The organism is Brotaphodocola sp. (genome assembly GCF_983179755.1).
Genome location: NZ_CFAHBC010000026.1, coordinates 24,735 through 40,614, shown reverse-complemented (window position 1 = coordinate 40,614; position 15,880 = coordinate 24,735). Strand labels below are relative to the sequence as shown.

Genomic DNA, 15,880 nt, shown 5'->3' with positions numbered 1-15,880 from the left:
GAATCCAAGGTGTCTTTCTTTTATGCAAAATCACGAACTTGCTCATTTATAGTAAGAAATCAAATAAGAAAACAAAGTAAGAAAATAATGAAAATGATGAGAAAATTTGACTGGAATCGACAGAAATAATTTTTTAACAGTCAAAAAGAATCAGGAAAGAAGAGGACATTTCATATGTATCAGATAGATTTCAAAAAACCGCTGGCAGTACATTTTATCGGAATCGGAGGAATCAGCATGAGCGGACTTGCTGAGATTCTTCTTGAGGAAGAATTTCATATCAGCGGTTCGGATGCTCACGAGTCGGAGCTGACGGATCAGCTTGCCTCTCACGGCGCAAAAATCATGTATGGACAGCGTGCAGAGAACATCACGGACGAGGTAGAGCTTGTTGTATACACGGCAGCTGTACACCCGGACAACCCGGAGTTTCAGGAGGCACAGCGCCGGGGAATTCCGATGATGACCCGCGCAGACCTTCTCGGTCAGATTATGAAGAACTACGGTCAGGCGATTGCAGTTGCAGGAACGCACGGAAAGACGACAACGACCTCGATGATTACGGAGATTCTGCTTGAGGCAAAGAAAGATCCGACTGTCACTGTCGGAGGAATTCTCCATGCGATCGGAGGAAATATCCGTGTCGGCAAGTCGGATCTGTTTGTCGCAGAGGCATGTGAGTATACGAACAGCTTTCTTTCTTTCTTCCCGACAATTGAGGTGATTCTGAACGTGGAGGCAGATCATCTCGACTTCTTCAAGGATCTCGATGATATCCGCCATTCATTCCGTCTGTTTGCAGAGAAACTTCCGGAGAGTGGTCTTCTCGTCATCAGCAGTGACATTGCAAATTATCAGGAGCTGACCGCAGGTCTCAGATGCCGGATCGTGACGGTGGGACACAGCGCCGAGAGCGATTACAGTGCAACTGATATTACTTATGATGAGTATGCGCACCCGTCGTTCACCCTCGTCGAGAGAGGACAGAAGGCAGGACGGATTACGCTGAGTGTTCCGGGAGAGCATAATGTATACAATGCTCTGTCTGCGATTGCAGTTGCAAAGGAACTCGGAATCAGCGAGGAGGAGAGTGCGGTAGGTCTGAAAGCATTCACCGGAACCGATCGCCGTTTTGAGAAAAAGGGAGAGCTTGCCGGAATCACGATCATTGATGACTATGCGCACCATCCGCAGGAGATCTCTGCGACGCTTTCCGCGGCAAAGAATTATCCGCACAAGAAGCTGTGGTGTGTCTTCCAGCCTCACACCTACACGAGAACGAAGGCATTCCTGGATGAGTTTGCAGAAGCCCTCAGCGGTGCCGATGAGGTGATTTTGGCGAAGATCTATCCGGCGAGAGAGACCGATACGTTAGGCATCAGTTCCCGGGATATTGCGGACAGACTGGAGAAAATGGGCAAGAAGGTTCATTATTTCGAGACTTTCGACGAAATTGAAACATTTATTTTAGAAAATTGTTCCACCGGTGATTTGTTGATAACTATGGGGGCCGGAGACATTGTAAAAGTTGGGGAAAAGCTCCTCGGCAAGTAGTTATCCACAAAATCCACATAATTTCCGGTTTTTTGGTGCCGGAGATTATGTGGATTATTTAATTTACATAACATAATGTCTAAAAATTCTGCAAACCCTTTATTTATAAGGAATTTCTGGCTTTTTTCTCCTGGATTTTCAGAAACTCAAAAAAGTTATCCACAATATCCACAATATCCACAATCGAGAGTGTGGATAAGTGCTCCTATTTCTTTTTTTTTCAAGATGTGATACACTAAAAAAATAAAAATCGTAGCATTTACAGGGCTTAAAAATAGGGTCTGGCATCGAGGTGCCAGACCCGTGTTGCCCTTAGAAAACGATGGAAAATAAAGGAACCGAAAGCAAGATAACCGATACGGGAAAGGACTGAGAAGACAATGGATTTGACATGCAAATTTCAGATAGAGGCAACAATGGTTGCAAATGAATTTATAGACCGATATATGGCAGATGCGAATGGAGAGTATGTGAAAGTATATCTCTATCTGCTCCGTCACGCCTCCGAAAAACTGGATGTCGGAACCATTGCGGATGCCCTCAACCACACGGAGGCGGATGTGAAGCGGGCTGTGCTCTACTGGCAGAAAGTCGGTGCAGTCAAGGGGGCAACTGCGCTTGTAGGTCCGAAGAATGCGACAATCTCAGCGAGGAAGAGCGGGGCGAAGAGCGTATCTTCATCCAGAGCGAGAAAGAGCGCAGTACTCACGATGGAGGATCTCTTTGCATCTGAGGATCAGGAACCTCCGGAGCGGGAGCGCAGTGCTGGATCAGGGAGCAGCTCAGAAGTCTTGCAGATGATTCAGAGTGTGCAGAACGGTCCGGTGGATCAGGCAGAAGATTCTCTGAGCCAGCAGACGAGACGGGCGGTTGCAGTTGAGGAAAGTAGCAGTGTAAATACCTCGGTGCGGTCGGCGGTGGCGACTGCAAATCGTTCTGAGAGTGGAAGTCAGGATGGTGGAAAGTTTACGCTCGGGACGAGGGGATTTCAGATGGCACGTCCCTCGCTTGGCGGTCTGTCTGCACTCTTTGGGGAAGTGCCGATTGAGCAGGTGAGAGAGAACAGTGCAAGAGTCATCGGTCAGAGAAGAGGACTGGAGGTGGAGTCTCAGCTTTCGACACAGGAGGAGGCAACCCCAACTTCGCTGAAAGAACAGGAAAATCAACAGGCGCAAATAGAGCCGTTGGAGCAGACAATTCAGACAACTCAAACATCTCAGATCAATCAGATAACTCAGACGGAACCGTTAAATCAGATAAGTCAGGCAGGTCAGGCGAATCAGACCGGTCAGACAACTCAGATGATTCAGCTGGAGTTGCTCGATCTGATCAATCAGCAGGAAGAGCATAATCCGAAAGAGCAGAGTCAGAAAGAGACGGGGGAGAGCAGTCGGGTGAAGACGAAAAAAGCAGAGAAATCGTCTGCTGTTGAGCCGGAGCGTGAAAATCTCAATGTCGGAGAGGGAATGAGAACGAGCGGAATCTGGGGACGAGAGCCGAGAATCCGGGATGCAGTGCCGATTGCCTCAGAGGGATCAGCGAGCACAGATCCGCTTATCGCAAGTCTGCTGTCTGCAAAGCCGGAGGAAGAAGGTGCAAAGGAGACTGAGAAAGAGGAGGAGTCCCTGAGTGCTCAGCTTGAGAATGATGAGGAATTCTCCCAGCTTCTCTACATTGCGCAGAGATATTTGAATCGAATTTTTACACCGAGAGATGTGGATATTTTTGCGAACCTCTATGAGGGACTTCATCTGTCTGCGGAGATGCTTGAATATCTCGTCGAGTACTGCGTACAGAATGGTCACACGAGCGTGCGCTACATTGAAGCAGTCGGCATGAACTGGCATGAGAAGGGATTTCAGACCGTCGAGGAGGCGAAGGCATACTCGACCGGATTCACGAAGGATTCGTTTGCCGTGATGCGCGCCTTCGGTCTGAATGATCGCAAGCCCGGGGACGGGGAGCGGGAGATGATTGAGAAGTGGTTTAAGACCTACGGATTTTCCCGTGAGCTTGTCATTGAGGCGTGCAGAAGAACGATGGAAGCCACGCATAAGCCGAGTTTCCGATATGCCGATAAAATTCTCTCTGATTGGCGGGAAGCCGGCGTAAAGAGCATGGAAGATGTGAACCAGATCGATGAGAAACGACGGACGACACAGAGTACGCAGAACCGGCAGAGTCCGAGGGCAACGGTGAAGGCTCCGGTCAACCGTTTTCATAATTTTGAGCAGAGAAGCACAGACTATGATTCTCTGGTGCTCGATCAGGTAAAGGGCTGGCTTGGAGAACAGTAGAAAGTCCTACTGTTCTAAGAGAGCGCCGAGAAAAAGCTGGAAAAGAAAAAGCTAGAAAAGAAAAAGCTGAAAAAACAAAGAGCAAGACAAGAGAAAGTGAGAGGAGTGACAGATGGCACTGAGCAATTCCCAGTACAATGCGCTGATGCGGGAGTATGAGCAACAGCAGAGAAAGGACAGGGTTGAGAGAGACGCGCGGGTTCAGGAGGTTTACCGCCGGATTCCTCAGATTGAGAAACTCGATCAGGAGATTGCGGGGAGCGGGGCAGAGTGCGCGAGAATGGCTCTGCACGGAGACCCGAATGCGCGCGAGACACTCCGGAGAAAACTTTCTGATTTGAGGGAGCAGAAGCAGATTCTTTTGACAGCAGGAGGATACCCGGCAGATTACATGGAGATGAGATACCGCTGTCGGGAGTGTCAGGATACTGGCTATGCGAATGGTCATCGTTGTCACTGCTTTGAGAGAAAACGGCTTCAGGTTCTCTACGCACAGTCGAATATTGAGGAAGTTTTGAAGCGTGAGAATTTTAATACATTGACGTTTGCCTATTATGACGATCAGCAGCTGCTTCCGGGGTTGAATCGCACGGTGCTCTCCTACATGCAACTCGTCGTGAAACGCTGTCAGGAAGTTGCAGAGAATTTTCCGAACAGTGGACAGAACATTCTGTTTACGGGAAGCACCGGAGTTGGAAAGACATTTCTGACAAACTGCATTGCGAAGGCGCTGATGGACCGGTATGTGTCGGTGATCTATCTGTCGTCGCCGGATCTGTTTGAGATTTTTTCCAAATATAAGTTCAACCGGGGGGCAGAGGAGGACTGTGAGGAGGCATACCGTCACATTCTGGAGTGCGAGATGTTGATTATTGACGATCTGGGAACTGAGGTCAATAATACCTTTGTCTCCTCTCAGCTCTTCTACTGCATCAATGAGAGAATCAACCGCAAGAAAGGCACGATCATCTCGACGAATTTGTCGATGGATATGATGCGGGATACCTACTCAGACCGCGTGACCTCGAGAATTATGAGTAGCTATATGATGATTCCGCTTTATGGCGGGGACATTCGAGTGAAAAAAACAATGACATCCGTGTGAGAATTTGTATGAAGATAGAAAAAAGGCAAAGTTTCCGTGATTGGCTTGACTTCATCGGTGCATAATGTTATAAAGGATACGTTAATAATTGCGAGAAAAGAAGAAAATGAAGCAATTAATCACCTTGCGAGAACGTGGTTTGCGGAGCGTCTGAACAGAAACGGTTCCGGGCGCGTTTTTCACATTATATATGGAGGATGAAATGATCTACGAAGAGAAAACCATTGAGACCATTCCGGTTGGCCCGCTGGGCCTGATTCCGCTGAAGAGCTGTGCTGAGCTGGGCGCCAAAGTTGACGCATGGCTGGTAGAATGGCGCAAGGAGCGGGAGAGCGAGCACAAGTCTACAATCGCATTTGCGGGATATCAGAAGGATTCCTATATCATTGAGGCAAAGACCCCGCGTTTTGGTTCCGGTGAGGCAAAGGGAACGATTGAGGAGTCTGTCCGTGGTGATGATCTGTATTTCCTGGTGGATGTATGCAACAACAGCCTGACTTATTCTCTGTGCGGAATGACGAATCACATGTCTCCGGACGATCATTTTCAGGATCTGAAGCGTGTCATTGCAGCAACGACGGGAAAGGCACGCCGTATCAATGTTATCATGCCGTTCCTCTATGAGAGCCGTCAGCACAAGCGCTCGAGCAGAGAGTCTCTTGACTGCGCACTTGCTCTTCAGGAGCTGACCCGCATGGGCGTTGAGAACATTATCACGTTTGACGCACATGATCCTCGTGTCCAGAATGCGATTCCGTTAAAGGGATTCGAGACGGTTCAGCCGATCTACCAGTTCATCAAGTATCTGCTCAAGACCGAGACAGATCTTCAGATCGACAGCGATCACATGATGGTCATCAGCCCGGATGAGGGTGGTATGGGCCGTGCAGTTTACTTTGCAAATGTGCTCGGACTGGACATGGGTATGTTCTACAAGCGTCGTGACTACACGAAGATTGTCAATGGACGAAACCCGATCGTTGCACACGAATTCCTCGGCTCAAGCGTAGAGGGCAAGGACGTCATCATCGTTGACGATATGATTTCTTCCGGCGAGAGCATGCAGGATGTCGCAAAGGAACTCAAGCGCAGAAAGGCAAGAAAAGTCTTCATCTGTGCAACCTTTGGTCTCTTCACGAACGGTCTTGCAAAGTTTGATGAGTACTATGAGAACGGTATCATTGACCGGATTCTGACGACGAATCTCGTTTACCAGACTCCGGAGCTTCTGTCCCGTCCGTATTATATCAATGTGGATATGAGCAAGTATATTGCGCTGATTATCGATAACCTGAATCACGACGATTCTCTGAGCGAGCTGTTGAATCCGACGAAGCGAATCAATCGTCTTCTGGAGCAGTATCGTAGTAAATAGGCGAAAGTCCAAAGAGAAGGTGTCGGTGAGACAGAGAGAATCAGGTTCCTGTTCGCAGGATTTGTGAACAGTGTGAACAGGGAAACATCAAATATCAGCGCCGGAAAGCAGGTTTGACTGAAATGAAGGAAGACAGAAAAAAAGAAAAATTTCCGGGCGAAGAGCCAAACGAGCCGGAGTGCGAGGAGAACAAAGTAGATGGACAGCCGGAACCTCCCGAAAACTGGGATATTCCGCATGACGAGAAGAAGACGAGCTGGAAACGTGAAGTCTGGGAGTGGCTGAAAATCATCGTCTCGGCGGCTGTGATTGCGTGGGCGCTGAATACATTTATCATTGCCAACAGCGAAGTGCCGAGCGGTTCGATGGAGAACACGATTATGACGGGAGACCGCGTGATCGGTTCGAGACTCAGCTACAAGTTTGAAGATCCGCAGAGAGGCGACATTGTGATCTTCCGCTTCCCGGACAATGAGAAGATTTTCTATGTGAAGAGAATCATCGGTATGCCCGGGGACACGATCGACATTGTGGATGGAAAGGTTTACTTAAACGGTTCAAGTGAACCGATGGATGAGCCGTACATTCGCGAGCCGATGGAACCTGAGCCAGCGATGCATTTTGAGGTGCCGGAGGACTCCTATTTTATGATGGGAGACAACCGAAACTATTCGCTGGATGCGCGCAGATGGCAGAATACCTATGTGAAGCGGGAAAAGATCATTGCAAAAGTATTGTTCCGATACTTCCCGAAGCCGGGTATGCTCAAATAGTGTTTTAAGTGCGTTAGAAGATCGCGGAACAAGGATTCAAAAAATGAGAGAGTGGATACAGAGCAGGTTTTAAAAATCTGTTTTGTATCCGCTTTTTTAGTTTGGGCAGAAAAATCAATCTTTCTCATTCGGGAAAATGGAGGGTTCTTCTGTCGGATGAGGGGTGGAGGAAACGTGTCTCTTTTTGAGGGTCACAAGTTCGATCAGGATCTGCGCAATCGCGAAGAGACCGATTCTGGGGTTTGTATCGACATTGGCGAGCTCCTGATTATGATCGTTTGAGAAGAACGCAAACGTGCTCAGAGAGACGAGAGGGCTGTCCCGTTCACAGGTGAGAAGAATTGTTTTGATGCCTCGCTCGAAGGCCGTCTCCATGATGGACTGATAGTACTGGGGATCTCCGTGCGCTCTGACAATCAATAAAACCGAATCCCGGCTCATTTGTCCGATCAGACTGCCGAGAAGGCGTTGCCATTCGATCAGAATACAGCTGTAATCAAGGCTTGAGAGCACCGCATGCAGGTAACTTGCAATCAGAGAACTCAGATTGGAACCGCAGATGTAGATTGTGCGGTCGCTGGTCAGAAGATTGGCGACTTCCTGAAGCGCATCGAGATCGAGCTGTTCGAGATTGTCACGAAAGAGCGCAAGAGAGTGTTCAATGATGTTATCAGAGAAGAGTGCAGAATTTTTCTGTTCCTTGAGCTGTTGGCGGAGCTGATATTTAAACTCATTGAAACCTTTGAATCCGAGCTTCTGGCAGAAGCGGACGATCGTTGCGCTTGAGGTATAGAGCTGATCGCTCATCTCCTCGAGGTTCATATAGAGGCACTGAGGAAAATGATTCTCAAACCAGTCGAGAATCTCGGACTCGGTCGGAGTCAGAAAGAGTGAGTGTGCCTGTTCAAAGATCGGAATCATGGGAATCTCCTTTCTGTTTGTAGTCGAGATAGCAGTTGATGATCGCGCAGATGATGTAGAAAATTGGCAGACGCGAAGTGAATTCTGCACCGCTGTTTTCTCTCTGGTCGGTGAAAAATCGATAGTTGATGTCAGCAAGGGAGGCGATGTTGTTGCTTGAGTACGGAGTGATTGCGAGGATCGGAATGTTGTTTGTGCTTGCAACTCGCGCAAGGCGCTCGGTCGGACCAAAATTTCCGGAGGTGCTGACGAGAATCAGCAGGGATTTTCGGTTCACCGAGTACAGAAGATGCTCGCACATCCGCGCGGAGGCAGTTCGGTAGACATTCTGACGACCGATCGAGAAGAGCAGTTTCTCAAAGTAGTCGCATGGGATCTCCGTGATTCCGGCGGGCGAAAAGATGTAGATTGGACAATCACTGTCAAAGAAGGCGAAGGTGCGCTCGAGGAGATCCTGAGAGATAAGATGGGAGGTCCCGGAAATGTTGTTGAACATTGCGGAGATCATGACCTGACGTTCCATGGAGATCGAGGTCGGAAGTTTCTCGGACGCGAAATCGACACTTTCCTGATCCGGCTGCTTGGATGCATTTGTGCGGAGTGCGTACTTGAACTCGGCAAAGCCTGAGAAGCCGAGCTTTCGACAGAAGCGGAGCACGGTCGCCGGGGAGTAGGAAATCACCCTCGAAAATTCGTGGATGCTCATCTCGCAGGTCTCTGAACTGTGACCGTACACATACTGAAGAATTTTCAGTTCATTTTTGCTCAGGCTCTGAATAATTTGATCGTTTAACTGAAGCGGAAACATGAAATCCTCCTTTTTCGGGATACTTTTGTGCATTTTTAAAAAACGTGGGAATCTTGCATAAATTCTATCTTTTCTGTTTTTTATTTTATGGCAAAAACATCCTATTTGTCAATGAAAAAAATTACCATAAGAGTAATAAATAATAAAATATGAGACTTGAATCAGAACAAACAGAAACTATTTACATCTTATTGAGAAACGTGTATGATGATGTCAACAGAAACGAAGAGGGTATCTCGAGAGAGAGAAAGGAGTAGCAATGAAGAGTTATAATGTATGTATCGTAGGTGGAGGAAGCACTTATACACTGGGATTCTTAAAGTCCTTCGTAAGACTGAGAGAGGAATTCCCGTTAAAGAAACTGGTTCTGTTTGATATCGATGCAGAGCGTCAGGAGCCGATCGGAAAGTACGGTGAGATCTTGTTCAAAGAGCGTTTCCCGGAGCTTGACTTCTCCTACACGACCGACATCAAGGAAGCATACGAGGGAATGGATTTCGTATTCATGCAGATGAGAGCTGGTGGTCTTCCGATGCGTGCAAAAGATGAGCACATTCCGCTGTCCATGGGAATGATCGGACAGGAGACCTGTGGTGCCGGTGGAATGGCTTACGGCCTGCGTTCCTGCGTAGACATGATCAAGGCTGTTCATGACATTCGTAACTATGCTCCGGATGCATGGATCTTAAACTACTCCAACCCGGCAGCTATCGTAGCAGAGGCACTGCGCAGAGAGTTCCCGGATGATAAGAGAATCTTAAACATCTGTGATCAGCCGGAGAACGTAGTACGTTCCTGCAGCCGTCTGCTTGGATGCAACTGGGAGGATCTTGATCCGGTATACTTCGGTCTGAATCACTATGGTTGGTTCACCCACATCTATGATGCACATACCGGTGAGGACCTGCTTCCGAAGATCCGTGAGATGATCGCAAAGAACGGCTTCCTTCCGCAGGATGCAGAGCAGAGAGATCAGTCCTGGCTGGATACTTATGGAATGGTACAGACCATCATGTCTGACTTCCCGGATTACCTGCCGAACACCTATGACCAGTACTATCTGTATCCGGATTACAAGGTACAGCACCTTAATCCGAACTTCACCAGAGCAGATGAGGTTATGGCTGGACGTGAGAAGAGAGTCTTCAGCGAGTGTGCAGAAGTTATCAAGGAAGGTAAGTTAGGAGATCGTTTCCACGCTATCTCCGATGCACATGCAGAGATGATGATCAAGGTTGCAGAGGCAATCGCATATAACAAGAACAGCCGTCACATCCTGATCGTTGAAAACAACGGTGCAATCGCAAACATGCAGGACGATGCAATGGTTGAGGTTGTTTGTGAGCTGGGTATCAACGGACCGCGCCCGATGAGAGTCGGCAACATCCCGCAGTTCTATCTTGGTCTTCTTGTAAACCAGGTATCCAGCGAGAAGCTGATCGTAGATGCTTACTATGAGCACTCCTATGAGAAGGCTCTTCAGGCATTCACCCTGAACCGTCTGGTCGGCGATGCAAAGAAGGCTAGAAAGGTTCTGGATGCCCTGATCGAGGCAAACAAGGGAATGTGGCCGGAGTTAAAGTAATTGTTAAGTGTTTTGGAAGTTGCTCTTTTGAGTAAATATATGAGAAACATATGACATCATGGGGGCATCAGAGCAGACATCATTGAAGAGACCGAAGAAGCTGTAAGGACACAGAAATTTGGGAGAAAAGAGGACTGTGTGCACAACGTATAGAATATGAAATAATTATTAAGGCAAATGTAACACAACAGAGGGGAAGCAGAAAACATGTGAAAGGCGCCACGGTTTGGGATCCGTGGCGTGGGAGGTTTAGTATGAACAAGAGCAAAGTCATGAACTTCTTCTCAGACCTTGGCCGAAGCCTGCTGATGCCGATTGCGGCATTGGCGGCTTGTGGTATTGTTCTGGGACTCAGTGCTGCGCTGTTAAAGGCACAGGTACAGGCTGCTGTACCGGTATTGTCGGTAGGAATTCTTCACTTCATCATCACGACAATCAACAAGGTATCCGGCATTGTATTCACCCTGATCCCGGTTCTGTTTGCAATCTCGATTGCATTCGGACTTGCTAAGGAAGAGAAGGAAATTGCGGCGTTTGCGGGTTTCATCGGATATTATACATTCCTGGTGGCATCCGCTTGTATGATTAATTCTGGTTTTATGGATTTCAGTGCACTGAAAATATCCACGATTCTTGGCGTTGAGACGATGGATATGGGTGCAGTTGCCGGTATGATCACTGGTATCGTGACGGCAGCACTTCACAACAAGTATCACAAAGTAACATTCCCGGTAGCTGTATCGTTCTACGGTGGAAAACGTTTCGTGGCACTCGTTGTAATTCTGGCTATGACGGTTGTAGGTCTGGTTGCTCCGCTTGTATGGGCTCCGATTTCCATGGGAATCGATGCACTCGGCGGTCTGATTTCCGCTGCAGGTCTGGCAGGAATATTCTGTTATGGATTCTTAGAGCGTCTGCTGATCCCGACCGGTCTGCATCACGTTCTGAATGGTATCTTCCGTACCACCGCAATCGGTGGTGTGTTCCAGGGCGTTGAGGGATGCTTAAACATCTTCCTTCAGTTCGTAGATAAGGTAGATCTGTCTGAGCTTCAGCCGTTCACCGTATTCCTTGGACAGGGCAAGATGCCGATGATGATGTTTGGTCTTCCGGGTGCAGCACTTGCAATCTATCGCACCGCACCGGCAGAGAAGAAGGCACGTGTAAAGGCGCTGATGATCGCAGGCGTTGCAGCCAGCGTAGTATCCGGAATTACTGAGCCGATGGAGTTCTCCTTCATGTTTGTAGCACCGCCACTGTTTGTTTTCCATGCAATCATGGGTGGTATTTCCTTCATGCTGATGGCAGCATTCAAGGTTATCGTTGGTAATACTGGTGGTGGTCTGATCGACTTTTTCATCTGGGGCGTTTTCCAGCCGGGGTCTCACTGGTACTGGATCGTGATTGTAGGACCGTTCTTCTTCATCGCTTACTACCTGGTATTCAAGACTTATCTGACAAAGAAGAATCTGTCTATCGATGTTGCAGATGAAGATTCCGAGGAAGAGACCGAGACTGCTGGCACTGCATCGATCGGCAACAAACAGCTTGCACAGGCACTTGAGATCATCGAGGGTCTTGGTGGCAAGGACAACATCAAGGTAGTTAACAACTGCCTGACCAGACTGAGAGTAGACGTAAAGGATATGTCCGCAGTCGATGAGCCGAGACTGAAGAAAACTGGTGCAATGGGCTTCGTTCACTCAAGCGATGTTCACATTCAGGTTATTTACGGACCGAAGGTTGAGGGAATCGCTGCAAATGTGCGTGAGGCATTGAAGAAAGAGACAAAATCTGCACCGAAGCAGGCAGAGTTTTCTGCACCGATCACAGGAAATGTGATTCCGATGGAGCAGGTTCCGGACCCGGCATTCTCTCAGAAGATGATGGGCGACGGATTTGCAATTGAGCCGACAGAGGGCATTGTTCAGTCTCCGGTAGACGGAATTGTAGAAGTAGTATTCCCGACCGGACATGCCGTTGGACTTCGTTCCGATGATGGTTCTGAGATTCTGATTCATCTTGGAATCGACACGGTAGAGCTGAACGGAAAAGGATTTGAGGTTTCTGTAAAGCAGGGCGACCGTGTAAAGAGTGGAGATGTTCTTGTAAAAGTAGATCTCGACTATGTGAAGAGTGCAGGTAAGAAGACCGTATCTCCGGTGATTTTCACAAGCGGAGAGAAGATTACACTTCTGAAGAAGGGCATGGTATCAAGGGGAGAAAAATCCGTGATCCGAATTGAGAAGGCGTAAATTAAGTACTAAAAGGTTAATGACAGTTTGAGGGCTGTATAATTTGAATTAGAAAGTGCCACAGAATGGTAAGGGAAATCCAGAAGTTCTGTGGCACTTTTTTATATGATAGGAAATTGCATCCTATCATACAAAAACGCTCTGCGAGAGTGCTTATTATAAGGACAATAAATTGACAGAACATCTCAGGAGAGTATAATGAAAGAGTGTCTTTACGGCAGTCAATGGTCAGGAAGCGATCGAGATGTTTGAAAAATCGGAAATCAGGTATTACAACATTGAGAAAATTCCTTGCGAACTGAATTTGTCCGGAGTAGAGAGTGTGAAATAGTAATTAATATACAAAGAAAAGAGTGCGGAATTAACGCACAGAGAAAAATGAGGAGGAGAATGAGATGGCAGTGGTAGATATGACAGAGGGAAAAATCCCGCAACATTTGCTTGGATATTCGATTCCTCTGGTGTTGGGAAATCTGTTTCAGCTGACTTACAATGCGGTGGATTCGATCATCGCGGGACGATTTATCGGAAAGGAAGCACTGGCTTCTGAGGGAATGGCGAGTCCGGTTATGAATATTGTCATTCTTGGAATATCGGGCATCTGTATGGGTGCCGGTGTACTGATGAGTGAATTTTTTGGTGGAAAGCAGTATGAGAAACTAAAGCGGGAGATGGCGACTGCGGTTTTGTTTGGGCTGTATTTTTCGCTGGCAGTGATTGCGCTCGGGATTTTCTTCACACCGTGGTTGCTTAGAGTGCTCAATGTGCCCGAGGAGCTGATGAATATGACATCTATTTATCTGAGAATCATCTTTCTCGGAGCGCCGTTTACCTACTTCTATAACGCGCTGGCATCGGCACTCAAGAGTGTGGGAGATTCAAAAACTCCGCTGAAATTTTTGATGTTTTCCTCGATTTTGAATGGGGTTCTTGATCTGATTTTTATCGGAATCCTCGGTTTTGGAATCGTGTGCTCGGCAGTCACGACGGTTGTCGCGGAGGCAGTCTCAGCCGGACTCTCGATCTGGTATGTATACCGGAAGATTCCGCTTCTCCAGTTGAAGAGAGGCGAGTTTCGGATGGATATGGGGCTTTTGAAGACGACGCTTCAGTATGGAACGGTGACAGCACTTCAGCAGTCGTGCCAGCCGGTCGGAAAACTTCTGATTCAGGGATCGGTCAATACGCTCGGAGTCAACACGATTGCAGCTTTCAATGCGGTAAACCGGGTCGATGATTTTGCGTGCATGCCGGAGCAGAGCATTTCCCATGGAATCACGACCTTCGTCGCACAGAATCGTGGGGCAAAGAAGGAGGAGAGACTTCATAAAGGATTTCGCGATGGACTCTGCCTTGAGTTTCTCTACTGGGTGCTGATTTGTGGGACGGTGTTACTGCTTCGAAAACCGATTGTCGGACTCTTTGTGACCGGGGAGGATGCGAGGGCGATTGTGATGATCGGTGCGCAGTATCTCGGAACGATGGCGTTCTTTTATATTTTTCCGGCATTTACGAATGGATTTCAGGGATTTTATCGCGGAATGGGAATGATGAAGATGACGCTTCTCGGAACGTTTATTCAGACGACGCTGAGAGTGATTTTTACATGGATTCTTGCTCCGAGAATGGGAATCTATGGAGTTGCGATCGCATGTGCCTGCGGATGGAGTGTGATGCTTCTCGTGGAGATTCCGTATTACTTTAAGGTGAGACGGGCGATGAAGTGAGGAGCTGACAAAATTTCAGGTAAAGAGTTAAAAAAATAAAAAACGGCTCCAGGTAGGTCGAAAAGGCGACCGGAGCCGTTCATTTATTAAAATTGCCGTTCGCATATTAAATTGCTGTTCACACATTCAAGTCGCCATTTGCACATTTAAGTCGATGCTCAGACAATTCTGTATTTCAGAAACTATGAATTAATTTTCTGTATTCTTTTCTGTAGTTATTCCACCATTCTGGTTTACAAGAATTCCATTTACCTCGATTCCGCCGTCGATCGTGATGACGAGACACTGGCGACCATCGATCTCTCTCGTCTCGACGAGGTCGGTGCGCTCCGGATTGACTTTGACGACGACATCCGGTGTCTTTACCTCAAAGGCGCGAGTACTTGCGATGTTGGAAGCGTAGATCGAGGCGCGCTCGCCGGCAGTCTCATCGAAGTTCTGGTCGAAGTTTTCAAGCTGCTCTTCCTCGACTCCGCTGTTTTCGAGCAGAGTCTTGACCTGATATTTGTCGAGAACGACTGGTTCCGGATCGTCCTTGTGCTCGGAGATCAGTTCATTGAGGTTCTCATGGATTGTCTTGACCGTCTCATAGTCGCAGGCATCTCCGAGCGTGTCCGCAATGATCGCTTGAAACGATTCTTTCTGGCTTCCTGCCGGGAGCGGGAGCGGACAGCCGAGAATCCGCTCGACAACGCTGTCGTGTAGATCCTCACTCTTCCTTGTGTAGAGAAGGGTTGAATGGAGATCAGTCGAGCGATCGTTGAATGCGGGGAAGAGGAAGCCCCATTCCGGCATTCCGACAACCCAGTCACGGATACGGTTCTGGAAGTTGCTCTCGATCTCATTGTAACTGAGCCCCGGCTTGGAGAGATCGACCGGGCAGATCGAACAGAGAATGTAGCTGTAAACCTCGTCGGAGGCATCCTCCATCTCAATTCCGTCGGAGGTGCGTCCCGGGATGTCATAGGCATCGTGAATCAGCAGGATCAGGAAGTTGCCGACATAGTCATAGCTCTCGATAATCTGGTCGTAGAATGTGTCGAGCAGTTCATCATCAGTCAGACGTGTAGCGCGCAGTTTCATCAGCAGCTCATGCGGGGTACCCTCGCCCTCGGCAGAGAGTGGAAATTCCAGATTCAGAAGATTTTTTCCGAGTGTTCCGGAGAGATTTTTTCTCAAAATCTCGAAATATTTGAACATATCCTCTTCGGGGAGGGAGAGAAAAGCCTCCTTCAAGGTCGCTTTTTTATTCTTTTCTCCGTCCACATAACAGCCACAGATGCGGGAGATCGAGCAACTGTTGGGGGTGAACTGGCGCTTGATTTCAGAAATTTCTTTTTTAATCATAATAAGATAATCTCCTTTTTCATATTTCGTATGTTTCCTTTCACAGGAAAAGTTCCAATCAAAAGTCACCTTTTCATTTTAGTATAATTTTGAGAAAAAGACAATCTTGGTTCCCGTCTGCCGGTGGAAATTT

10 protein-coding genes and 2 pseudogenes are annotated in these 15,880 nt (G+C 47.9%); 9 read left to right on the top strand and 3 right to left on the bottom strand.

What is annotated here, in order from left to right:
- The first annotated feature begins 174 nt into the window (after positions 1 to 174).
- The 6 genes and pseudogenes from murC (at position 175) to lepB (ending at position 7,104) form a co-directional block, all read left to right on the top strand.
- Positions 175 to 1,554 (top strand): UDP-N-acetylmuramate--L-alanine ligase, encoded by a 1,380-nt coding sequence (gene murC, locus AC4EVX_RS09905; protein WP_490160115.1) that lies wholly within the window; start codon positions 175 to 177, stop codon positions 1,552 to 1,554.
- 380 nt (positions 1,555 to 1,934) lie between these two features.
- Positions 1,935 to 2,156: pseudogene (locus tag AC4EVX_RS09900) on the top strand (DnaD domain protein); the annotation flags it as partial.
- Between the two features lie 1,032 nt (positions 2,157 to 3,188).
- Positions 3,189 to 3,851 (top strand): annotated as a pseudogene (locus AC4EVX_RS09895) (DnaD domain protein); the annotation flags it as partial.
- A 112-nt stretch (positions 3,852 to 3,963) separates the two neighbouring features.
- A complete protein-coding gene (locus AC4EVX_RS09890; RefSeq protein WP_177978385.1) occupies positions 3,964 to 4,956 on the top strand; it encodes an ATP-binding protein in 993 nt (330 codons plus the stop codon).
- 202 nt (positions 4,957 to 5,158) lie between these two features.
- Positions 5,159 to 6,331, top strand: coding sequence for a ribose-phosphate pyrophosphokinase (locus tag AC4EVX_RS09885; RefSeq protein WP_177978386.1), 1,173 nt, complete (start codon positions 5,159 to 5,161; stop codon positions 6,329 to 6,331).
- A gap of 122 nt (positions 6,332 to 6,453) precedes the next feature.
- Positions 6,454 to 7,104, top strand: coding sequence for a signal peptidase I (lepB, locus tag AC4EVX_RS09880; RefSeq protein ID WP_177978387.1), 651 nt, complete (start codon positions 6,454 to 6,456; stop codon positions 7,102 to 7,104).
- 114 nt (positions 7,105 to 7,218) lie between these two features.
- Here lepB and AC4EVX_RS09875 read toward each other — a convergent pair whose 3' ends face one another.
- Together AC4EVX_RS09875 and AC4EVX_RS09870 are read right to left on the bottom strand one after the other, a co-directional pair.
- A complete protein-coding gene (locus AC4EVX_RS09875; RefSeq protein WP_490160114.1) occupies positions 7,219 to 8,025 on the bottom strand; it encodes a MurR/RpiR family transcriptional regulator in 807 nt (268 codons plus the stop codon).
- The gene (locus tag AC4EVX_RS09870) at positions 8,009 to 8,833 is read right to left on the bottom strand and encodes an SIS domain-containing protein (RefSeq protein ID WP_177978389.1); all 825 of its coding nucleotides are present in this window, start codon (positions 8,831 to 8,833) and stop codon (positions 8,009 to 8,011) included. Before AC4EVX_RS09870 ends, AC4EVX_RS09875 begins: the two co-directional genes overlap by 17 nt.
- Before the next feature lie 259 nt (positions 8,834 to 9,092).
- On the opposite strand from AC4EVX_RS09870, the gene AC4EVX_RS09865 reads away from it, so the two are divergent.
- From AC4EVX_RS09865 to AC4EVX_RS09855, 3 genes are all read left to right on the top strand, one after another.
- Positions 9,093 to 10,418 carry a 6-phospho-alpha-glucosidase gene (locus AC4EVX_RS09865; protein WP_177978390.1) on the top strand — a complete coding sequence of 442 codons (1,326 nt, stop codon included), beginning with the start codon at positions 9,093 to 9,095 and terminating at the stop codon, positions 10,416 to 10,418.
- A 254-nt stretch (positions 10,419 to 10,672) separates the two neighbouring features.
- On the top strand, positions 10,673 to 12,673 hold the full coding sequence (locus tag AC4EVX_RS09860; protein ID WP_177978391.1) for a glucose PTS transporter subunit IIA: 2,001 nt from the start codon (positions 10,673 to 10,675) through the stop codon (positions 12,671 to 12,673).
- A gap of 395 nt (positions 12,674 to 13,068) precedes the next feature.
- Positions 13,069 to 14,400, top strand: coding sequence for an MATE family efflux transporter (locus tag AC4EVX_RS09855; protein WP_177978392.1), 1,332 nt, complete (start codon positions 13,069 to 13,071; stop codon positions 14,398 to 14,400).
- A 189-nt stretch (positions 14,401 to 14,589) separates the two neighbouring features.
- Here the strand turns inward: AC4EVX_RS09855 and AC4EVX_RS09850 are convergent, their stop codons facing one another.
- Positions 14,590 to 15,747 (bottom strand): DUF4317 domain-containing protein, encoded by a 1,158-nt coding sequence (locus AC4EVX_RS09850; protein ID WP_308450274.1) that lies wholly within the window; start codon positions 15,745 to 15,747, stop codon positions 14,590 to 14,592.
- Positions 15,748 to 15,880 lie beyond the last annotated feature (133 nt).